This is a genomic window from Achromobacter seleniivolatilans (genome assembly GCF_030864005.1).
GTDB lineage: Bacteria > Pseudomonadota > Gammaproteobacteria > Burkholderiales > Burkholderiaceae_B > Achromobacter > Achromobacter seleniivolatilans.
Genome location: NZ_CP132976.1, coordinates 6,190,887 through 6,210,652, shown reverse-complemented (window position 1 = coordinate 6,210,652; position 19,766 = coordinate 6,190,887). Strand labels below are relative to the sequence as shown.

The following is a 19,766-nucleotide window of genomic DNA, read 5'->3' as shown; positions in this document are numbered from 1 at the left end:
CGCGTTTTCAACGCCTATGAACTCTGGCCAATTCATCATGCAACGCAGCGCGCTTGCCGGCGTAGAAGCCGTGGCCGCGCACAGCGGGCGCGCGTTCGCGCGGCATACGCATGATCAGTTTGGAATAGGCGTGATGCGCTTGGGCGCGCAGGTCTCGCACAGCGGGCGCGGCCAGGTAGAGGCCGGTCCCGGTCACGTCATCACGGTCAACCCTGGCGAAGTCCACGATGGCGCACCCATCGGTGGCGGCATGCGCGCCTGGCAGATGCTGTACCTGGATAGGGATATCGTGGCGCACGCCGCGGCAGATCTGATCGCGAACGGCCACCAATACGAATTCGAGCACCCCGCCCGGGATCAGCCAGACCTGGCAAGCGATGTGATGGCGCTGTACGCCCACGCCACAACGGGCGCTGCGCCACTCGCCTGCGATGCCTTGCTGCTTCGCGTTCTGGCGCAGGCGCACAGCCCTTATGCCCAACACGCCCGCCAAGACTCGCCAGCCAATCAAGGTGCGCCCGCCGCCATCCGCCACGCGCGCGCGCTGATCGATGATGATCCGGCCGCCGCCCTGACGCTTGCCGATCTGGCAAGCGCAAGCGGCTTGAGCCGCTATCAGACGCTGCGCGCGTTTGCCCGCGCCACTGGACTGACGCCGCATGCGTATCAGGTGCAACGCCGGCTATTGCTGACACGCAGCCTTATCCGCCTGGGCATGCCGCTGGCGGACGCAGCCGCCGCCAGCGGCTTTGCCGACCAAAGCCACATGACCCGCCTGTTTGTGCGGACGTATGGCGTGTCACCGGGACGTTACGCTATTTGCTGGTCTTGAAACCCTGCCCGGCCGCCCACGCCGCGACATCATCCCGGCGAATGGCGGCCGCCATCAACTGTGGAAACGCATCCGGCGTGCAAGCAAACGATGGCACGCCCAAAGCGGCCAGCTTTGCCGCAAGCTGGCCATCATAGGCAGGCGCGCCTTCGTCGCTGAGCGCCAGCAGCGTAATGAACTGCACACCAGACTCCACAAGTTCAGCGGCTCGCCTCAGCAGCCCGTTTTCCACGCCGCCTTCGTACAGGTCGGAGATGAGCACGACAATGGTGTTGCGCGGCTCGCTGATCAAACCCTGGCAATACCCGACGGCGCCATTGATATCGGTTCCACCGCCAAGTTGCACGCCGAACAATACATCCACGGGGTCGGCGAGCTCGTCAGTCAGATCGACGACTGCGGTATCGAAGACCACCAGTCGAGTTTGGACGGCAGGCAGGCTGGCCATTACAGCGGCAAAAATGCTGGAATACACCACAGAGCTGGCCATGGACCCGCTTTGATCTACGCAAAGTATGACTTCGCGCTGGGGACGCCTGGCCTTGCGCCCATAGCCGATCAGCGTCTCGGGCACGATAGTGCGGTAGTCGGGCTGCCAGTGACGCAGGTTGGCGCGTATGGTGCGGTTCCAATCAATTTCGGCATGGCGCGGACGACGGTTGCGCTGACTCCTGTCCAGCGCGCCCGATACGGCGCTGCGCATGGGGTCTTCCAGGCGCCGCATCAGATCGTCGACGACCTTGCGCACCACCATGCGCGCCGTCTCCTTGGTGTTCTGCGGAATGACCGACCCCAGGGAAATCAGGTCAGCGACCAGATGGACATCAGGCTGCACATGTTCAAGCATTTCAGGTTGCAGCATCAGCTCGCGCAAGTTCAGGCGTTCCATCGCGTCGCGCTGCATGACCTGCACCACCTGACTGGGAAAGTACTTGCGGATATCGCCCAGCCAGCGCGCCACGCTGGGTGACGAGTCGCCGCGTCCCCCACGGCGTCCCAATCCTGCGTCGGGTTCGTAGAGCGCGCTCAGCGCTTTGTCCATCTCGGCAATTTCTCCCGCCACGCCGCCGCAACTGGCCTCGGCGGGTTGGCCCAAAACCAGACGCCAACGTTGCGCGCGCGTGGTGGGCGGCGAATCGGTCTCGCCGCTTGCGGCCAGCGGAGCATCGGTATCGCCAATTGGTGAAGAAGCAATGTGATTCACGGCTCAGGCCTCCTGCGGACTGGACAGCAGTTCTGCGGGTAGATTCAGACCCAGCAGCTCATTCAAGACGGCAATAGCGCTTGCGGCCCGCTTTTCGTCCCATGCCGCGGCGGCGCCCGCCGCAGAGACAGCAACAGCAGCCGTGACGCCAGTCTGCGACAGCGAGCGTTTGGCTTTTTCGCCCAGACTCTGGCGATCATGGTTGGAGAAAGCCGAAAAGCTTCGCCGCACCAGAGGCAGAATCTGGACGAACTGCGTCTCGCCCAGTTGCGAAAGCCAGGCGTCAACGGCTCCCCAGATCGCTTCGTCATGCAGCAGCACCAGCGCCTGGCGGTTAAGAAATCCATCCAACCACGCCGCAGCGTCAGACGGAGGCACGCCCAAAGACAAGTTGCGGGCCAACTGAACTGACACGTCTTCGCTGTCCAACTCGCGAGCATCCAGCAGCAAGCGGCTGGCCATGCCGCGCAGCAAGGCTGCGGCCGCGTCGCCCAGGGCCAGACTGCGTAACGCGGCGTGCCACGCGTCGCGCAAGGTTTGCGCATCACGCAGATGCAAAGCTTCGTGGGCGCTAAGCACCACGGCTTGCATACGGCTGGCGGCGTCTTCGTCAAGCGCCATGCAGGCGACAGACAAGCCAATCGCGGCGCGCAACGCAAGACTGTCGATGACCTTGGCCAGCGCCGCGGTATCGGTCTGACGCACGCTGCCATAGCGATAGACATTGGCTAGAGGAGGCAACGATCGCAGCAGCTCCGCCACATCTGCGGTGCTGGCCGAACGGTCAGTCAAATCGCGCATCAAGGCGTCGACCAGATACGGCAAATCAGCAAGCAAGGCATCATCCACGGCTTGGGCCACCAAGGGCAGCGGCGTATCCGCGTCCAGACTTTGCCGCACCTTGGCCGTGGCTGCCTGCTCTAGCGTGGAGCCGTAGCGGCTGGCCTCGATGATGCGAACAACAAGTTCGGGGTCCCATTGCAGTTGCCAAGTCTCGCGGAAGGTACCGCGGTTGCGCTGCTGGTCCGTGGCAATGTCGCCCCACGCAATCCCGAGCAGACGCAGACGGTGCAGGAACTGGCTACGTTCGCGGTCGAGGTCTTTGCGCAAATCCAAGGCCAACACTTTAGTTGCCGCCTCGGGCTTGAGACGCAGGCTCTTTTGCTGCTGCTCGATATCGCGTTGCAGTGGCACATGCGGTACATCGGCGGGTACGCCGCCGAGCCGGTCGCCCACGCTGAGTTCTTGCTCTATCAGGCGCAGCGGCGCGGAGTCGCCCATGCAGATGACAGTGACAATGGCCTCGTTCAGCTCGGACAGGCTGGGGTGCGCGTGGCCACGCAGCGCTGCCAGGCTTTCCGCCAGGCGCGTGGCCTCGATGATATGGGCGCTGGAACAATCCAGGTCGCGGGAGCGCAGCAGACGCGCAACGCGGGTCAGCCACCCGACCGTGCGCAAGGTGCCGGAGGGCGCTGCCGACGACTGCCACAGATGCTCGTACCAGCCTGGCGAATCCACGCCAGCGCCGTAACCGCTGGCGCTACTGAGATTGCGATAGGTCCAGGGCGCCCACGTGGCCTGGACCTTGACCTTGGGCAATCCCTTGATCAAAGCGTTGTCGGCCTTGGCTGTCACTTGCGCCTGCAGCGCAGGCACATGCCAGGCGCCGCAGACCACGGCGATGCGCTGGTGTCCAGCCTTGACGGCTTCGCGCATGCATTGGCGCATCCATGCTTCGCGCAGCGCCTCGCGCCCGGCATACCGTTCGCCACGCGTCTCATTGGGCAGCTCGGCGCGCACAACGTCCATCGCCTCGGCGATACCCTCGAAGAGCGTGGCCCCATCGCCCCGTTCTTCAACCATACGGTTCCACCAGCTTTCGCCTTCGGGGTACCCCGCCGCTTCGGCAAGCAGGTCAAGAGGATCGTACGGAGGCGGCTCCTGCGGCAAAGCGGACATATCACTGGGATCGGACGCATCATCGCCAGCATCCGGCGAATCGGCCTCTTTGATGCGTGCCCGCTCTTCGATGTCCAACGCCATGCGGTGGGTCTGCGGCAGATCGATGTAGCGGGTGGCCACGCCCTGCCGCGCCGCCCATTGCAGGGCTTGCCACTCCGGCGAAAACTCCGCGTAGGGATAGAACGCCGCGTGGGAAGGCTGATCCTGTACGTAGACCAGTAAAGCCACGGGCGGGCGTAAATCAGCATGCTGCAGGATGGGTAGCAGAGGCTCGCCTTCCGGCGGGCCTTCAACCAGCAGGCAATCGGGCTGCAGTTGTTCTAGCGCCTGCAGCAGGCTGCGCGCGCAGCCCGGGCCGTGGTGCCGTATGCCAAAGAAATGGAACGGTGTGGCGATGGTCATGGGTATTACAGTTGCTCGCGGCAGGCGCGGTACAGGTCTTTCCAGTCGCTGCGTTCTTTGACGACGGTCTCCAGGTATTCCTTCCAGACCACTGTGTCCTGCACGGGGTCTTTGATCACAGCGCCCAACAGACCCGATGCGACATCACCCGCACGCAACACGCCATCGCCAAAATGGCCGGCCAACGCCATGCCGCTGTTGATCACGGAGATAGCCTCGGCCGTGGACAAGGTGCTGCTGGGGGACTTGACCCGCACGCTCTTGCCGTCCTCGGTTTGGCCGCTGCGCAATTCGCGGAAGATCTGCACCACACGGCGCACTTCCTGCAAAGCCGGCGGCTCGGTCGGAAGCGCCAGGGCGCGCCCCTGTTCGGCCACGCGTTTGGTGACGATCTGCACCTCTTCGTCCTGCGAGGCAGGCACAGGCAAAACCACCGTATTGAAGCGGCGCTTAAGCGCGCTGGACAGTTCATTCACGCCCTTGTCCCGGTTGTTAGCCGTGGCGATGACCGAAAAGCCTTGCACTGCCTGCACTTCCGATCCCAGCTCCGGCACCGGCAGCGTCTTTTCGGAGAGCACGGTGATCAAGGTGTCTTGCACATCGGCGGGAATGCGCGTGAGTTCTTCGATCCGCGCAATCTTGCCGAGCTTCATGGCATTGACCAGAGGACTGGGAATCAACGCCTTCTCGGAAGGGCCGTGGGCCAGCAATTGGGCGTAGTTCCAGCCATAGCGCAGCTGTTCCTCACTGGTGCCGGCAGTACCTTGAACCAGCATGGTGGAATCGCCGCTGACAGCGGCCGCCAGGTGTTCAGACACCCAAGACTTGGCCGTTCCCGGCACCCCGTACAACAGCAGCGCGCGGTCGGTTGCCAGTGTAGAGACGGCGATCTCCATCAGGCGTGGATTTCCGATGTACTTGGGACTGACTTCGAAACCGTTGTTGAGCTTGCCACCCATCAGGTACTGCAATACGGCCCAGGGCGAGAGTTTCCAGTTAGGCGGACGCAGGCGGTCGTCAAGCTGGCGCAGGACTTCAAGCTCCTCGGCGAATTGCTGCTCGGCATGCTGGCGTAGGACTTGGCTCATGGAAGTGCTTCCCGGATGAATTGAAGGTTGAATTCGGTATAGAACGGATTGGGGCGCCGGTTCAGGCTTTAGCCTGCAGGGCGGGATACGCATGGTGCAGGCTTAGACGCAAATTGACGAAGCGCTCTAGCTGGGCAAGCACATTCTCGTCGTCCCAGGGGCGCATGCGGCTGCGTTCCAGCTTGTCCTGTTGTTCCGGCGTAAGGGGGATTGCGGGCTCACTGGATGCATCGGCTTGCGCGGGTTTTCCAAGAAAACCCGTAAGACGCGCGAGAGTACGCGCCACGATGGATGGGCTGCTGCCTTCCGACACGGCAGCCGCTGCATCCTGAGGCGATTCGGCCGCAGGCGCACGCCATAGCGCGGCGAATCCTGGAAGTTCGTTCACATCAATAATTTTTGCGCAGGCGAGTAGTGCGTGAACAGCCTGATAGCCATTCCAAGAGCCTGTAACCTGCTTACCGCCCAACGCGTTATGCAACGCATTGACTAGCCGCACTGATAGATCGCGCGACAGTTGCTGCGTACGCGGGACGGACTGCGCCATGCTTTCGATGGCCTCGATCAGCTTCCCTTTGTCGCGCTCGAACTGCGTGAGCCAGCGCTGCTCGCGCTCGGGCCCCGACAGCTTCGCCATCAGCGCTGGCATCAGCGTATCCATGCGCATATCACGTCCCATCAGCTCTGCGGCGTCGATCCACTGCGCATCGAGTTGGTAGCGCAGCGCTTGCAGCCAACCCTGACGCAGCGCGGTTTTCCAGTCGCTGCGCTTGCTCCACTCCATCAGCTCCATGGGAGTTTTTCCCAAAGTGCGAGTCCAGAAACACAGTGGCGTAAGTTCAACGATCTGCTGTAGCAGCCAAGCCTTCGTGCCGCCTCGGTGGAACTGCGAGGGCTGTAGCGCGATGCCATCGCGCTCCCATTCCTTGGCGCCTTCCTCTGGCGGCTCAACGATCCACTCGCCTTTCCCATCCTGCTGGAGCATGGCGCGCATCCAGCCCGTCACGCGCAGGCTGTGCGCGCTGTCAGACAGGCATGAAAGCAGTTGCGCGGCGTTTTCGCGAACGTCTTTGCTTCGGTCCGTCAGCAGCTTTTCCAGCAAAGGTTCGTCATCGTGGCTGAGTTGTACCTCCAACGCCTGCACCAGGGGCAGACGCTCCTTGGCGTTGAGTTCCTTCAAACTGGCCTCAAGCCGCGAGCGTGCACGCGCGGGGTCGTCTTGACGCTCGCCGCGAAGGAGGGCCACGCGTTGATCAACTGAGCCCTCCTGCCAGATCAACTCAGGATCAGCAGTTTCCTCAACTCCGGCGGCATAGGCCCATTGCGGATTGAGTGAACCCAGCCACCGGCCGCGCTCGCCCAGCACGGGGGCCAGCCAATGGCGCAGTTCCACAGACTGGCGGCCCTGCTCCAGCGCCACCACCACCATGTCATGGGACAGGCGCTGCCCTGCCTGGCCCAAGGTACGCAGCATGGATGCCTGCAGATCGAGAGGACCGTGCTCAAGCGCATCGCGCATCAATGCCTGCAACCCCGCATCATCTGGCGCAGGGCGGGCTTCTTCAGGCGCCGCCGCGGGCAAGATGAATGCCCCCGCCAACGCGACGTGCGCGCCAGGCTGCCAGCCCGCGCGTTCGAACACCGCCGCCAAGGCGCTGGCGCGCAGCAACTGCGCGGCGGGCGAATCTGGCAAGGAAGAATCGGCGGAGGGAAACAAGGCCGCCTGCAGGGCCTGACGCGAGGCTGGCGCCGTCGCATCCACGCCAGCGCCAAGGGCCTGAGCCACGGGCAGCCTGTCAGCCCCCACCATGGCCGATTGCTGCAATGCAGCCCAAAGTTGCGCATTGCTCATACGGTTTCACCCTGGTTGTGCCAAATGCACTGCTGTGCGGACTGCCCCAGATCTCCCTGGCGCGTTTGCCAGGCGCTCAGGAGGCGCCAGCGGCCCAGTTGCGGCCCCGATTCCCACTCGCCGAATAGTTGCATGGGTGCGCCCCCGGTCAGCGCCAGCAACTGCCACGCGTCGGCATCGGGTATAGCGGCTGGCACAGGCAGAGACGCTGTCGATGCGGCCAAGGTGGTGGATTCCTCTTGGTATTCAGGCCAGGCGGCAAACCATTCGCCTTCCACGGCAGTAAGCCGGACATTGGCGCGCCATAAGGGTTGAATGGCTTGCAATGGGTTGGCGGCAATACGCTGGCTCAGCTGCAGCAAGCCGCTGCTTGTTGCGGAATCCGTCAGCGGCTGTGCATCCTGGGCATTCATGGCCGCGCCATTGCCGCTGGCAGCAATGGCACGCAGCGGTGCATTGCCCGGGTAAAAATGCAATGCGCACCGGTAGTGGCGGCCCATCATCCAGGCAGACTCAAAGCCGCGTCCGCCCTGTGCATAGTCCAATACCAGAGCCATTCGTCCGCTATGCAGGCCTTGCAACCACACACGGCGCTCCATCAAGCGGCCTTCACGCTCTGTGGTGTACAGCCCCGCCACCACCCACTCGTCATCGACCTCAAGGCCCGCGGCCTGCACTTCGGCTTTGTCCATCGGCCAGCCCAGCGCAGCCATGACATCGGTTTTGACTTGAGGCCCAAGTGTGTCGCGGCGGCGCACAGCGTCCACAATCAATTGCCAGTGGCCCATTTGAGCCAGGACATCACGCGGCCAGCCCGGATGGCTATCCACCCAATCCCAGCACTCTTTGATGCGCGCTGCCAAGCCCGGCGCCTGCGCATCGACCATGCGTGCAGCCATGGTGTTCCAGCGCTGGCGCGCCTGAGCATTGCTGGCCTGATTGGCCAAGCCGCTTCGCACCATGTCCTGCATCCACAACGACAATTCCTGCAGACCTGCGTCTGCCTTCTCCCAGCGCTTGTTCTCACGCCTTGCCTGCTGCTGCGCCGCTGCTTGCGGATCAGCCGGCGCAGCCGCCTGGACGGCTTTGGCCTCTTTTTTCTCGGCCTTTTCCTGGCGGCTGTCCAGCCAGGTTTGCACCCACACAGGCGGCTCGCTTCCTTCGGGCACCTGGCCGCCAGCGCGCAGCAGCATCAACGCCAGCCCATGCTTGCAGGGAAATTTGCGGCTGGGGCAGGAGCACTTGAAAGACGGCCCGGACAGGTCCACCTGCGTCTGGTAGGGTTTGCTGCCGCTACCCTGGCACTCGCCCCAGACCGCCACATCATTGCTGCCGGTGGAAGGCCATTTTCCCGGCAACCGCAAACCTTGCGCAGCCTTGCTTGACGAAGCGTCAGGCGACAGCGCCAGCACTTCGCTTTCTGTTCCTAATACTCGTGACACCCAACTCCCCCGCCCGGTAATAATCAACATGCCACGGATAGCAGCGCGGCCTTTTTACGCCCGGGAGCCTACCATTGCTTTCCAAATCATGCCCCGAAATCGGGCATAAATCTGTAGGAAACGTCCGGTGTTTCGCCCATTAGGGCTGATTTTCACGCGTCCTTTTCGTCGTAGTGAAACTTGTGCAGCAATCGATGCGCCACAGGCGACAGAATCACGCCCAAGCAAGCGGCGAACACCAGATTGTTGTATAGCCCATAGCCAGCAAAGAACAGCTTGCCGCCAGACGTTTGCGGCATGTGGATGGGTCCCAGCCCGCCCAGGATCATCGCGGAGTCAAACAGCGCATCGTGAAACGATAATTTCTGTTCGAAATACAGCAGGCCGCTTACACCCAGAAAAACCGAAAAGACAATCAGCGCCAAAACCAGCAGACCATGCCAACACAAACGGCGAATGAACAACAGCCGCGACAACACCGGCTGGTCTTTTGACTCATACATACCAAGCTCCTTCGTCGCTCGACAGGCATCGAGCTGGGTGACTAATGCGGTAGGCGAAAGAACGACGGTCCGCCAGGACCTGGAGACCAGCATAGCCGCACCGCTGCAACGTGACGCCGTACGTGCACGGGTTTCGTACTAATACGAAGCGTGCTCCCGCTGCAATTTCGTTCAAGACGCCTGCGCCGCACCGCTCTACGCTGCGCCTTTCCAATGACGGCGCACAGATGCATATGAACAGACAGACACGGGGGTATTGCTACCTGGCGGCAGCGATGGCGCTGGTAGGCAGCACGGTTGTCGCCAGCAAGATCATTGGCGCGGGGCTGCCGCCGTTTACGGCGACCGCCCTGCGCTTTGCCATCGCGTTACCGTGCTTCGCGCTGCTGATGTGGGCTTGCCGCGCCCGCCTGCCGAAGCTGGGCCGCCGCGATTGGCTGCTGCTGGCAGCGCAGGCCATCGCCGGCAGTGTCGGGTACACAACCTTGTTGATTGCGGGACTGCAACGCGCATCGGCCGTGGACGGCGGCATCATTCTGGGTACGCTGCCGCTGGTGACTGCGGCGATCGCCATCTTGCTGCTGGGGGAACGGCCGAACAAAGCCACGCTGGGCGCCATCGCTGGCGCTGGTTTTGGTGTGTGGCTGATGACGCGCCATACGGCTGGCGCGGGCGGTTCGTCCTCGTTGATTGGCAACGCGCTGATTCTGGGCGCGGTTGTCTGCGAAGGGTTATTCATTCTGCTGAACAAACGCTTGCGCGTGCCGGTGCCGCCGCTGGCGCTGTCCGCCATCATGAGCGGTTTTGGATTCGTCTTCTCGGCGCTGGCTTGCCTGACGGAATCACCCTGGACGCACTCCGTATCCCGTGATGCCTTGATGGCCGTCGCGTACTACGCGGTAGTGCCGACGGTGGGCGGTTTCTTGCTTTGGTATGCCGGCGCGGCACGCGTGAAGGGTTCGGAGGCCGCGCTCTTCACGGCATTGGCACCGGTCACGGCCGTCGGGTTGGCGGCGGGTTTGCTGGATGAGCCGCTGGCCCCGGCGCAACTCGCGGGCATGGCTTGCGTGTTGGGAGCTGTCGTCCTGCTCGGCTGGCCGGCTCGCAAAGGACGGCGCGAATTCCGGTCGCGCTAGCCGCGGCTGAACGCCAAGGCGAACTCGTCGGAAAAAATATCGGCAAGCGAGCGCCGCAAGGCGGCGGCGCGTTCCTGGCCATAGGCTGCTTCAAAGCGGTTCTGAGCGTCTTTCCACAAGCGTTTGGATTCGGCCAGCTTGGCGCGGCCCGCGTCTGTCAGCGCCACCCGGCGGCTTCGGCCATCGATCTCGTCGCGCGCCATTTGCACGTAGCCATCGCGCTCCAACGGTTTCAGGTTATGCGCCAACGCAGAACGGTCCAACACCATGGCGCGTGCAAGGTCTGTCATGGACGGCGTGCCGGCCCGCGCGATATGCACCAGGATCGAATGTTGCGACACTTTTAATCCGCAGGGCGCCAGCACCGTGTCATACAACTGCGACACGCGGCGGGTTGCTTTGCGCAGCGCAGCGCCGTTGCAGACCATGGGGTCGGGAACGATGGCGGGGACGGAAGGATCAGCGGCGGACATGGCGATGAGTACAGACAAAGAAAGATCGGCAAGGACACTACGCTACTGCCATGGCAGGCGCGAGTCCAGCCGATTCTTGACAGATATTGGCATATGCACGTAAATTTTACCGCAATCCATCGCGGCCACTTTCCATGTCATCCAATCCCCCGCCACGTCTTGCCAATGCGCGCCTGCAAGCCATGCTTGAAGCGCCTATCGCCCCCACATTGGCGCGGCTGTCCTGGCCCAATATTCTGATGATGTCCGCGCAGTCCGCTACCGGTCTGATCGAAACCTGGTTTCTGGCGCGATTGGGTACTTCGGTATTGGCAGGGGTGGCGCTGGTTGTGCCTGTGCTGTTTCTGATGGGCAATATGTCACAAGGCGCAATGGGCGGCGGCATATCCGCAGCGGTCGCACGCGCACTGGGCGGAGGCAGGCAACAGGAAGCGGATCAATTGGTGCTGCATGCGGTAGTACTGAATGCGCTGCTGGGCCTGATTTTCTGTGTGTTGCTGCTGGCCTTCGGTCCGCAGTTGTATCGCGCCCTGGGCGCCCAAGGCGAGGCGTTGGACGCTGCTCTGGCGTATTCCAATGTCATTTTTGGCGGCATCGTCCTGATGTGGCTGATGAATGCATTTGCCAGCGTCATCCGCGGCACCGGCAATATGCTGGTGCCGGGCGCGGTGATCTGCGGCGGCGCCTTGCTGCTGATTCCCTTGTCGCCGTGCCTGATCTTCGGGTGGGGGCCATTTCCTGCGCTGGGCGTGGCGGGCGGCGGCTGGGCGCTGCTTGTCTACTACGGCGCGGGCGCGTTGATTCTTGGCCTGTACTGCGCCAGCGGACGCAACCCGGCACGGCTGGTCGCCAGCCGGCTTTATCCGAGCTTGATGCGCAGCATTCTCAGCGTGGGCGCGTTGGCCACCTTGAACCCTTTGTTGACGAATGCATTGGTGGCCTTGACGACGGCGCTGGTAGGCGCCTACGCGGGAACGGCGGCGATGGCGGGCTACGGCATCGCCGTACGGCTGGAATATTTGTTGATGCCTATCGCCTTCGGACTGGGCGCCCCCATGGTCGCCATGGTGGGCTCCAACATCGGCGCTGGCAAACCGGAACGCGCCATGCGGATCGCGTTGACTGGCGGCGCGATCGCCTTCGTGCTGGCCGAAGCGATAGGCCTGACCGCAGCATTTTTCCCTGAAGCGTGGCTGCGATTGTTCGGCGCCGAAGACCACATGCTGGAAGCCGGGTCCGTGTACCTGCGCACCGTCGGCCCCGTGTATGGTTTCTTCGCGCTGGGGTTCTCGATGTACTTCGCGTCGCAAGGCGCGGGACGGCTGAAGTGGCCACTGGTGGCAGGCTGCTTGCGTCTGCTGATCGGAGTAGGTATTGGCGGCATTGCGCTGCATCTGACCGGATCACTGACCGTCTTGTTCCTGATTGCAGCGGCCGCAATGTGCGTGTACGGCTTGATCATCCTTGGCGCGGTCGCTTCGGGTTCCTGGTTTGAACGGGGCCATCTGAGAAAACCGGGGAAACTGGCTCGCCTGTAGCGGGCGCGCCGCGCAGGGCGTATGCCACCAGCTCGGCGGCATACGCGGGCAAGGCACTGCGCACGCACAACACCAGATCCCGCACGGCCCAGTCATCGGCCAGAGCCACGCGCTGCACACCGGCGGCACGGCCATACCGCAGCGCCGCCACGCGCGGCACGATGCCTATGCCCACACCTTGCCCCACCATCCGGCAGACCGCATCAAAACTGCGCAGGCGCACGCGATAAGACAGCACCTTGCCGATGCGCCGCGCATGGTGCGCGATGTGCTCCTGCAACGCACTGCCTTCTACCAGCCCCACGAACGCTTCGTCCGCCACTTCGGCCAGCGTGATGGCAGCGCGTTCAGCCAAGGCATGCCCACGCGGCACGATCAGCGTCAGCGGGTCATGCCGAAAAGTGCGCGTCTGTAAGCCGTGCAGATCCGCCGAGTCGGCCAGCACGCCGATATCGCAAGTGCCTGCGCGCAGCGCATCCGCGATTTCGTGACTGAGCCGCTCTTCCAGGTCCACCGAGACACGCGGGTGATCCTTCAGGAACTCGCCCAGGACTGATGGCAAATACTCACTTAACGCGGTGGTGTTGCACAACACGCGCACGTGTCCTTTCAGGCCAAGTCCATAGTGGTCCAGTTCCCCACGCATGCGATCCATCTGTGCCAGCACCACTCGCGCGTGATGTGCCAAAGTGCGGCCGGCGGGCGTGGGTTCAACGCCGCGATGTTCGCGCAGCAGCAGAGGAACGCCCAGCGTGTCTTCCATGCCGCGGATGCGTTCGCTGGCGGAGGCCAGCGTCATGTGTGACCGCTTGGCGCCCGCTGTAATAGAGCCCGTCTCCTGCACATTCAGGAAGAGCCGTAGATCGGTCAGGTCGAATCGCATTCGGGCAGCGTAGCACGCAGACTCAGGCTGAACCATAGGCTGGATATGCAAGATCCCGATACCCCCCAGCGCGCCGCCGACGGCAGAATAAAGCCTCCTTCGGCAAAACCAGAGACAAAGCGAGTCCGCATGAATTCATTTGATTGGCTGCCCGGCGGCACACCAGCGCTACTTGCCGCCACCGTGGCCGTGTTCATTTTGGCCGGTGTAGTAAAAGGCGTGGTCGGCCTGGGTCTGCCCACCATTTCCATGGCGATGTTGGCGCTGATCATGGCGCCGGCGCAAGCTGCCGCCCTGCTGATCGTGCCCTCACTGATCACCAACCTGTGGCAGGCCCGTCCCTGGCCCACGCTGCTTGGCATTTTTCGCCGCATTGCACCCATGCAGGCAGGCGTTTGCGCAGGCACGCTTGCTGGCGCGCTATGGCTGGGCGCGCCGTCCGGCGACTGGGCCAGCGTCTGTTTGGGCTTGGCGCTGGTGGCTTACGCCGCCTGGGGCCTGTTCGGATCATCGCCGCCAAGCGTGCCGCGCCAGCACGAAGGCGCACTAGGCGCCGTCGTAGGCGTGATCACCGGCGTGATCACAGCAGCGACTGGCGTGTTCGTCATTCCTGCCGTGCCCTATTTGCAGGCCTTGAACCTGGGCAAAGATGGCCTGATCCAAGCCATGGGAATTTCGTTCACGGTATCCACCGTGGCGCTGGCGGCTGGCTTGTGGCTCAACGGCGGCTACAGCCCCAGCGCCGCCCGCGCGTCTGTACTGATGCTGCTACCGGCGCTTGCCGGGATGGCGCTGGGGCAGTGGCTGCGAGCCAAACTGTCGGCGCGAGCTTTCAAGCTGTGTTTTATGGTCAGCCTGGCATTGCTGGGTGGCTATCAAGTCGTTCAAGGCTGGCCGCGCTGACCCGATGCGCCGTCAGGCAGCCAGGCGGCGCTCGTCCACAACACCAATCGACACCGACATCTCGCGCCAACGCGCCAATTCCTGCTGAACCGATTGGATCTTGTTGCGCGCCTGATCGAAGGCGTCGCGGCCCAGGAACAGATGCAGGGGCGCGTATTGCGCGTCTGCCGCGTTGATGAGCGCTTGTGCGGCCTTGACCGGGTCCCCGCCCAACTCCTGCCGCTGCGGATCACGCGCGGCCAGTTCAGGCGTGTTGTATTGCGCGCCACGCCAGGCGGGCGATGCACGCATGGCGCCCGGATACACCAGCGACACGCGCACGCCCCACGCCGCGGCTTCAGCCGCCAGCGATTCCGTCAGGCCGCTGACTGCAAACTTGGTGGCGCTGTAAGCCCCCCATTGCGCATGTCCGCCGTCAAAGCCCAGAATCGACGAGATGTTGAACACGTGCCCGCTGCGTTGTGCACGCATGCGTGGCAGCACGGCGCGGATCACGTTCAGCATGCCAAACACATTGCTATCAAAACTGCCGCGCAGCTCTGCATCCGACAGACTATCCAGCGCCCCCTGCAACCCGACACCCGCGTTATTCACCACCACATCCACGCCGCCGAACGCAGCGATAGTGGAGTCCACGGCACGGCGCACATTGCGCTCGTCGGCCAGATCCACCGTCAAGGGCAGGAACTGGCCCTCAAGCTTGGCGCCCACGGCATCCAGCAACGCATCGCCGTCCTCGGACGTCGCGGCCACTTTGTGGCCAGAATCCAGCAACATCTTTACCAGCACCAGACCCAAGCCCGCCGACACGCCAGTCACCAACCAGATTTTTTCGGATTTCATGCGATTCCCTCTCCTTGCCAGCTTGCAGCCGCCGGCAAGACGCCTGGCGGCCCGGCTGAAAAGCCGGTGTATGCATCTCGCATCCATCAGCCCTTAGCCTGGTAGGGATATTAAGAATCACACGCTAGGGCGTACAGGCTCGTTCTTGCGTGAAACCTGCCTATTTCTCCATTCCTTCCCGTCAGGACGGCGTGGCCGGCCTTAACCCAGGGCGCTGCGATAGTGCTCGCTGTCGAACGCTGTCGTGGAGCCGGGCGTCTCAGCGGCGGAGGCCGTGACGGGGTCGTTTGCCGTCGCAACACCGAAAAGAGAAAGTTCTGCGTTAACCAATGCCAAGATGAAATTTGCCATGCTGATTCCTTGATTGGGGTCTGACCCATGAAACCTGACCGTTGAAGCCTGACCGGCCGGCTGATCGCCAGCCGTGCCCGGGACATAAGCGCCATGGTGCGAGCCTCGGGGCGATGCGTCCATTTGCTTTACTCAATGGTGGCGATAAACGGAGTTCAACACGGGGCGGCCCCATCAGACCTGCCTGCGGGGCCGCGCCACAACGATCCCCCGATAGTCATTGCGCAAAGCGCCGCCGCTGCCCCGTCTGCCGGACGGCGGCAACCAACGCCTGCGCCGCTGGATCGGCTGAACGTAAATAAGCGTAGAAGCGCGCCAGCGGCAGCTCGGGCATCCCGTCATCAGGGGACAGCGCGCGCAACCCATCGCGCAATTGGCTGCGCGCCACGGGCGCCACGGCAAAACCCGCTTGCGCCGCGGCAAGGCAGCCCGCCATGCTGCCGCTTTCAAACACGGGGAGCCAGCCTTGCTGCGCCTGCCCCAGCGCGGTGATGGCCGCTTCGCGATACACGCAGGGTTCGGGAAAGACCGCCAGCGGCACCAGTGGCCCGGGTTTCCAGGATTTATCGGCTGCCCAGGCCCACACCAATTCCTCTTCCCACAACAATTCGCCGTCGTCCTGCACGCGTGCGCATTGCTTGCCAAACACGACATCCAGCTTGCCCCGAGATTGCTCGCGCAGCAGATTGGCGGTGATGCCCACTTTCAGTTCTATCGAGGCCTCAGGATGCCCACGATGAAAGGTTTGCAACACCTGGGCCAGCCATGCTGCCGCAAAATCTTCCGACGAGCCTATACGCAAACGCCCCTTTAGCCGCGTGCCGTGCAATCGCGCGCGCGCTTCGCGTTCCAGATCGACAATATTTCGCGCGTAGGCATAGAGCGTCTCTCCCGAGGCCGTCAGTTCAAAGCTGCGTGTGGTTCGGTCCAGCAAAACGGCGCCAGCCAGTACCTCAAGCCGTTTGATGTGGCCGCTGACGGCCGAGGGCGTCAAGGCCAGCGTATCGGCGGCCAGCGCAAATCCGCCGCTATCCACCACTTCCAGAAACGTGCGTAAAAGTGTCAGGTCCAGCACGGCGCCGGTCGACTCGTTCAAGGTTTCCATCGATCGCCCCCAACTATTAATGATTTCTTGATAATAAATGCTTATTCATCAAGAATCATGACAAGCCCAAGAGCTATCGTGACAAGACCAACACGCGCTACAAGGAGTTCCTATGCTGCCCCCCTATGCCACCGTCCAAACCCCTATGCTGGACATCGCCTATCTGGAATGGAACCCCGCCGGGACGCGCACCGCCGTGCTGGTCCATGGCTGGCCCGACAGCCCCGAAAGCTGGCGCACGGTGGCCGGCCGGCTGGCCGCTGAAGGCTACCGGGTGTTGTGCCCCGCCTTGCGCGGCTTCGGACTTACGCGCTTTCGCCATGCGGAAACCCCACGTAGCGGCGAATTGGCCGCACTGGGGCGCGATCTACTCGACTTTATCGACGCGCTCCATCTGAACAAACCGCTGCTGGTGGGGCATGACTGGGGCGCCCGCGCCACCGCCAATGCCTGCGGCCTGCGGCCGGGGGTAGCCAGCGAACTGGTGCTGCTGTCGGTGGGATATGGCACCAACGATCCGTCCCAGCCGCTGTCGCTGGCCCAGACCCGCAACTATTGGTACCACTGGTTCATGGCTACACCACGCGGCGCGGACACCGTGCGCGGCAATGGCCGCGAATTCGCCCGGTACATGTGGGACACCTGGTCACCTGCCTTCTGGTACACCCAGGCGGACTTCGACGAAGCGGCGCACGCTTTCGACAACCCGGATTGGGCCGACGTAGTGCTGCATTCCTACCGGCACCGCTGGGGCCATGCAGAAGGCGACCTCGCCTACGCCCAGGACAGCGCGCGCCTGAGCCCAGCCCCCGTCTTGACCGTGCCCACGCTGGTGCTGCACGGCCGCGCCGACACGTGCAATCAGCCCGTCACGTCCGAAGGCAAAGAACAATACTTCAGCGGCCGTTACGAACGCCGGGTGCTGGACGGCGTCGGCCATTTTCCCCAACGCGAAGCCCCGCAAGCGGTGGCCGAGGCCATCCTGACCTTCTGCGGTCGGCCCCAAGTTTAGGAGGGCAATCGCCAGGCGCAGGGCATCCTCGCGGAGCCCTGCGCCCCCTGCCTGGGCAGCCAAGTCCGGAATGGCGGATAATTCGTCTGTTTCCCGCCGCCATATGCGGCGGCTTTTCGTGGGCGCGCGGCGCCCGACAGCATTCGGAGTCAGCTATGTCCAGCGGTATTCAGGCGATTGAACAATTCATGGAGTCCATCGGCCTGACGTGGCGCCCCGGCTCGACCCAAAGCGCCGAACTGCGCGTCAGCTACCGCATTGGCAATACCCGCCCGCTGGGCATCGACCGCACAACGGTTGAGTTCCACTGTGATGCCAAGCGCCCCAAGGTCTGGGTGCCGGAGTTCTCCCGCACCAGCTTCCACCAGTGGTTTGAAGTCCCCTACCAGGACTTTGAATTCACTCCCGGCGGCTCGATGCTGAAGATCAAAGCCGCCGCGCGCGGCAACGCGCCTCCGTACAGCGTGGGGATCAAGCCGCTGGCTTGAAGACCATTAGCGCGTTCTGAACCCACTAGAAAGACGCCAAGGAACCTCAACGGTATTTCCTTTGACCGTTCCGGCCAGCTCCACGATTCTTGGCCACCACAAACTGAACTGCGCAAGCTTTGCCCAATAAGGCATTGCTGCCCATGACGCCTGCAGAACGAACACCGACAACCCGTAAGCTCGGATTGCTCGGCGTTCGGCCCCTTGCCCTTTTCGAAATGAATCACCCGAAATGATGGTCCAGGGCATTTCTCGCTCCAGGGCTTCCATCCAGAACACATCGGGTGTGCCTGCCGGAAATTTCTCGCGCAGATGGTGTACGTCCGCTAGCCACGCGGCAGGAAACTTGCGCTGACTGGCCGCAACAAAAGTGGCCGCCCAACTCGGCGGCAAATTGTTGTCGAATAAAAAGTTCAATGGTTTAGCGCGCTCAGGTGCGACTCGAACTTGATTGCCGATCTCACATACCGCAGCGGCACGTCGTAGATTCGCGCGGTGTGGCATGCAGCCCGGGGGGTAGCCCCTTCTGCAACGTACGACGCATACAACACGTCAGTGGGTGTACCCGTGTCTTCGACGATTGCGCGCCCGGATTCACGAGCAGGGTCCAGCACAATGCCCTCGCGTCGCAGCGCTGGATACCATTTCAGTGCATTGCCCCCCCGGTACTCAATGCCGGCATATAGCGATGGACGAATGATTTCCCGGAAGACGTTCTGAAGACTATTCAGGTCAACCAAGGACGCATTGGCACTGGCTTCGCGCACAGCCTCGGCAAATATTGTCTTGCCGTCCGTTTTGAACCGCAACGTGGTGAACGGATATTTCACCCTGTAGAGGCTTTGCGCGCTGGCCAAACAGTGACGAATGACTCGCAGAGGAACGCCGTAAGAGGCAAAAGCGCTCACAAATCGGGCCTCGAGCAGATCTGCAAAGCCGATCAGGCGATTTGGCGCGGTAACCGCCACTGGCTGCGGTGTCCATAAAGCAGACGAAGAAAGCCGGGCGCCAGTGGTCTTGCTGAAATAGTTGTGACCAAACATCCAGCGCCCCAGTTTCCTGGGGGGCACCTGGATCAGGCGTGCGGCTTCGCGAATGGAATAAATACCGGTACCGGAGAACATGACCTATCCCAGAAAGTGATGGGACAGTCTATATCTGCCTGGCGCTCAAGCACCGATGATTAAGACCGATTCACACATTTGCGCTGCGCATCTGCTTATACATAATCGTCGTCCCATCCACCTTCGACGGATCATGCGGATCGCGGCTGAAGCCGGGGATCTGGCCCACCGTCACATACCCCATGGATGTGTATAGCGGTTCAGCGCTATCTCCCGAACGCGTGTCCAGCGTGATCAGCGTGCGGCCGCATTGCTGGGCATAGGCTTCGGCTTCGCGCAGCAACAGGCGGGCGATGCCGCGGCGGCGGAAGTCGGGGTGCACCAGCAGCTTGCGCACCTCTGCGCGATGCGGTTGATTGGGCGGGGTGTCGATGTCCAGCTGCACCGAGCCGGCGATCCGTCCGTCCTGGCGCGCCACCCACAGCGCCAGCTTGCCGCCTGCAACGGCAGGCAGCACCTTGGCTTGCCAGAAAACCTGCGCGTCGTCTGACGAATAAGGCAGGACAAAACTGACGCTGGCGCCGCCCAGCACGCAGGCGTGCAGCAGCTCGGTCAAACCGGTCAGATGGGCGGCGGCGGAGTCCGCCGTCAATTGGGTCACTTCTAGATTTGCTGAGGACATGGC

General features: G+C 62.7%; 20 protein-coding genes. 6 read left to right on the top strand and 14 right to left on the bottom strand.

What is annotated here, in order from left to right; genetic code table 11:
* The first annotated feature begins 16 nt into the window (after positions 1-16).
* A complete protein-coding gene (locus RAS12_RS28030) occupies positions 17-832 on the top strand; it encodes an AraC family transcriptional regulator (protein WP_306943562.1) in 816 nt (271 codons plus the stop codon).
* Here RAS12_RS28030 and RAS12_RS28025 read toward each other — a convergent pair.
* From RAS12_RS28025 to RAS12_RS28000, 6 genes are all read right to left on the bottom strand, one after another.
* Positions 816-2,012 carry a VWA domain-containing protein gene (locus RAS12_RS28025; protein ID WP_306951657.1) on the bottom strand — a complete coding sequence of 399 codons (1,197 nt, stop codon included), beginning with the start codon at positions 2,010-2,012 and terminating at the stop codon, positions 816-818. The genes RAS12_RS28030 and RAS12_RS28025 overlap by 17 nt on opposite strands.
* Before the next feature lie 27 nt (positions 2,013-2,039).
* Positions 2,040-4,400, bottom strand: coding sequence for a DUF5682 family protein (locus RAS12_RS28020; RefSeq protein WP_306943560.1), 2,361 nt, complete (start codon positions 4,398-4,400; stop codon positions 2,040-2,042).
* Between the two features lie 5 nt (positions 4,401-4,405).
* Positions 4,406-5,488, bottom strand: a complete 1,083-nt coding sequence (locus RAS12_RS28015; protein WP_306943558.1) for an ATP-binding protein — start codon at positions 5,486-5,488, stop codon at positions 4,406-4,408.
* A 61-nt stretch (positions 5,489-5,549) separates the two neighbouring features.
* Positions 5,550-7,340 carry a DUF5691 domain-containing protein gene (locus RAS12_RS28010; RefSeq protein WP_306943556.1) on the bottom strand — a complete coding sequence of 597 codons (1,791 nt, stop codon included), beginning with the start codon at positions 7,338-7,340 and terminating at the stop codon, positions 5,550-5,552.
* Positions 7,337-8,782, bottom strand: a complete 1,446-nt coding sequence (locus RAS12_RS28005; protein ID WP_306943554.1) for an SWIM zinc finger family protein — start codon at positions 8,780-8,782, stop codon at positions 7,337-7,339. Before RAS12_RS28005 ends, RAS12_RS28010 begins: the two co-directional genes overlap by 4 nt.
* A gap of 152 nt (positions 8,783-8,934) precedes the next feature.
* Complete coding sequence (locus RAS12_RS28000) at positions 8,935-9,285, bottom strand: hypothetical protein (protein WP_306943552.1); 351 nt, start codon at positions 9,283-9,285, stop codon at positions 8,935-8,937.
* Positions 9,286-9,518: 233 nt separating this feature from the next.
* Between RAS12_RS28000 and RAS12_RS27995 the strand changes: the two genes are divergently transcribed.
* The gene (locus RAS12_RS27995) at positions 9,519-10,421 is read left to right on the top strand and encodes a DMT family transporter (RefSeq protein ID WP_306943550.1); all 903 of its coding nucleotides are present in this window, start codon (positions 9,519-9,521) and stop codon (positions 10,419-10,421) included.
* Here RAS12_RS27995 and RAS12_RS27990 read toward each other — a convergent pair.
* A complete protein-coding gene (locus RAS12_RS27990) occupies positions 10,418-10,894 on the bottom strand; it encodes a MarR family winged helix-turn-helix transcriptional regulator (RefSeq protein ID WP_306951656.1) in 477 nt (158 codons plus the stop codon). The two genes, RAS12_RS27995 and RAS12_RS27990, sit on opposite strands and share 4 nt — an antisense overlap.
* Before the next feature lie 134 nt (positions 10,895-11,028).
* On the opposite strand from RAS12_RS27990, the gene RAS12_RS27985 reads away from it, so the two are divergent.
* Positions 11,029-12,432, top strand: a complete 1,404-nt coding sequence (locus RAS12_RS27985) for an MATE family efflux transporter (RefSeq protein ID WP_306943549.1) — start codon at positions 11,029-11,031, stop codon at positions 12,430-12,432.
* Here the strand turns inward: RAS12_RS27985 and RAS12_RS27980 are convergent.
* A complete protein-coding gene (locus RAS12_RS27980; protein WP_306943547.1) occupies positions 12,353-13,315 on the bottom strand; it encodes a LysR family transcriptional regulator in 963 nt (320 codons plus the stop codon). The genes RAS12_RS27985 and RAS12_RS27980 overlap by 80 nt on opposite strands.
* 129 nt (positions 13,316-13,444) lie before the next feature.
* Between RAS12_RS27980 and RAS12_RS27975 the strand changes: the two genes are divergently transcribed.
* Complete coding sequence (locus RAS12_RS27975) at positions 13,445-14,218, top strand: sulfite exporter TauE/SafE family protein (RefSeq protein WP_306943544.1); 774 nt, start codon at positions 13,445-13,447, stop codon at positions 14,216-14,218.
* Between the two features lie 12 nt (positions 14,219-14,230).
* Here RAS12_RS27975 and RAS12_RS27970 read toward each other — a convergent pair whose 3' ends face one another.
* The 3 genes from RAS12_RS27970 to RAS12_RS27960 form a co-directional block, all read right to left on the bottom strand.
* Entirely contained in the window at positions 14,231-15,061 is an 831-nt protein-coding gene (locus tag RAS12_RS27970) for an SDR family NAD(P)-dependent oxidoreductase (protein ID WP_306943542.1), read from the bottom strand.
* Between the two features lie 201 nt (positions 15,062-15,262).
* The gene (locus RAS12_RS27965) at positions 15,263-15,412 is read right to left on the bottom strand and encodes a hypothetical protein (RefSeq protein ID WP_306943540.1); all 150 of its coding nucleotides are present in this window, start codon (positions 15,410-15,412) and stop codon (positions 15,263-15,265) included.
* Positions 15,413-15,629: 217 nt separating this feature from the next.
* Positions 15,630-16,517 (bottom strand): LysR family transcriptional regulator, encoded by an 888-nt coding sequence (locus tag RAS12_RS27960; protein WP_306943539.1) that lies wholly within the window; start codon positions 16,515-16,517, stop codon positions 15,630-15,632.
* 112 nt (positions 16,518-16,629) lie between these two features.
* Here RAS12_RS27960 and RAS12_RS27955 point away from each other — a divergent pair, with 112 nt between their 5' ends.
* Positions 16,630-17,529, top strand: coding sequence for an alpha/beta fold hydrolase (locus RAS12_RS27955; protein WP_306943537.1), 900 nt, complete (start codon positions 16,630-16,632; stop codon positions 17,527-17,529).
* Positions 17,530-17,684: 155 nt separating this feature from the next.
* The gene (locus RAS12_RS27950) at positions 17,685-18,017 is read left to right on the top strand and encodes a hypothetical protein (RefSeq protein ID WP_306943535.1); all 333 of its coding nucleotides are present in this window, start codon (positions 17,685-17,687) and stop codon (positions 18,015-18,017) included.
* 6 nt (positions 18,018-18,023) lie between these two features.
* On the opposite strand, the gene RAS12_RS27945 is transcribed toward RAS12_RS27950, so the two are convergent.
* The 3 genes from RAS12_RS27945 to RAS12_RS27935 all read right to left on the bottom strand — a co-directional run bounded on the left by RAS12_RS27945 (position 18,024) and on the right by RAS12_RS27935 (position 19,763).
* Positions 18,024-18,434, bottom strand: coding sequence for a PIN-like domain-containing protein (locus RAS12_RS27945; RefSeq protein ID WP_306943533.1), 411 nt, complete (start codon positions 18,432-18,434; stop codon positions 18,024-18,026).
* Positions 18,431-19,141: a DUF433 domain-containing protein gene (locus RAS12_RS27940; protein ID WP_306943530.1), complete on the bottom strand. Its 711-nt coding sequence runs from the start codon at positions 19,139-19,141 to the stop codon at positions 18,431-18,433. The genes RAS12_RS27945 and RAS12_RS27940 overlap by 4 nt, the downstream gene beginning before the upstream one ends.
* 70 nt (positions 19,142-19,211) lie before the next feature.
* Positions 19,212-19,763 (bottom strand): GNAT family N-acetyltransferase, encoded by a 552-nt coding sequence (locus tag RAS12_RS27935; protein WP_306943529.1) that lies wholly within the window; start codon positions 19,761-19,763, stop codon positions 19,212-19,214.
* Positions 19,764-19,766: the final 3 nt, after the last annotated feature.

Bases quoted from the DNA above. Each gene is read 5' to 3' on its own strand.
- RAS12_RS28000 (WP_306943552.1), bottom strand. From the start codon at position 9,285: ATGTATGAGTCAAAAGACCAGCCGGTGTTGTCGCGGCTGTTGTTCATT.
- RAS12_RS28010 (WP_306943556.1), bottom strand. From the start codon at position 7,340: ATGAGCAATGCGCAACTTTGGGCTGCATTGCAGCAATCGGCCATGGTG.
- RAS12_RS27975 (WP_306943544.1), top strand. From the start codon at position 13,445: ATGAATTCATTTGATTGGCTGCCCGGCGGCACACCAGCGCTACTTGCC.
- RAS12_RS27940 (WP_306943530.1), bottom strand. From the start codon at position 19,141: ATGTTCTCCGGTACCGGTATTTATTCCATTCGCGAAGCCGCACGCCTG.
- RAS12_RS27965 (WP_306943540.1), bottom strand. From the start codon at position 15,412: ATGGCAAATTTCATCTTGGCATTGGTTAACGCAGAACTTTCTCTTTTC.
- RAS12_RS27955 (WP_306943537.1), top strand. From the start codon at position 16,630: ATGCTGCCCCCCTATGCCACCGTCCAAACCCCTATGCTGGACATCGCC.
- RAS12_RS28020 (WP_306943560.1), bottom strand. From the start codon at position 4,400: ATGACCATCGCCACACCGTTCCATTTCTTTGGCATACGGCACCACGGC.
- RAS12_RS27960 (WP_306943539.1), bottom strand. From the start codon at position 16,517: ATGGAAACCTTGAACGAGTCGACCGGCGCCGTGCTGGACCTGACACTT.
- RAS12_RS28030 (WP_306943562.1), top strand. From the start codon at position 17: ATGAACTCTGGCCAATTCATCATGCAACGCAGCGCGCTTGCCGGCGTA.
- RAS12_RS27950 (WP_306943535.1), top strand. From the start codon at position 17,685: ATGTCCAGCGGTATTCAGGCGATTGAACAATTCATGGAGTCCATCGGC.
- RAS12_RS28015 (WP_306943558.1), bottom strand. From the start codon at position 5,488: ATGAGCCAAGTCCTACGCCAGCATGCCGAGCAGCAATTCGCCGAGGAG.
- RAS12_RS27985 (WP_306943549.1), top strand. From the start codon at position 11,029: ATGTCATCCAATCCCCCGCCACGTCTTGCCAATGCGCGCCTGCAAGCC.
- RAS12_RS27995 (WP_306943550.1), top strand. From the start codon at position 9,519: ATGAACAGACAGACACGGGGGTATTGCTACCTGGCGGCAGCGATGGCG.
- RAS12_RS27935 (WP_306943529.1), bottom strand. From the start codon at position 19,763: ATGTCCTCAGCAAATCTAGAAGTGACCCAATTGACGGCGGACTCCGCC.
- RAS12_RS27990 (WP_306951656.1), bottom strand. From the start codon at position 10,894: ATGTCCGCCGCTGATCCTTCCGTCCCCGCCATCGTTCCCGACCCCATG.
- RAS12_RS27970 (WP_306943542.1), bottom strand. From the start codon at position 15,061: ATGAAATCCGAAAAAATCTGGTTGGTGACTGGCGTGTCGGCGGGCTTG.
- RAS12_RS27980 (WP_306943547.1), bottom strand. From the start codon at position 13,315: ATGCGATTCGACCTGACCGATCTACGGCTCTTCCTGAATGTGCAGGAG.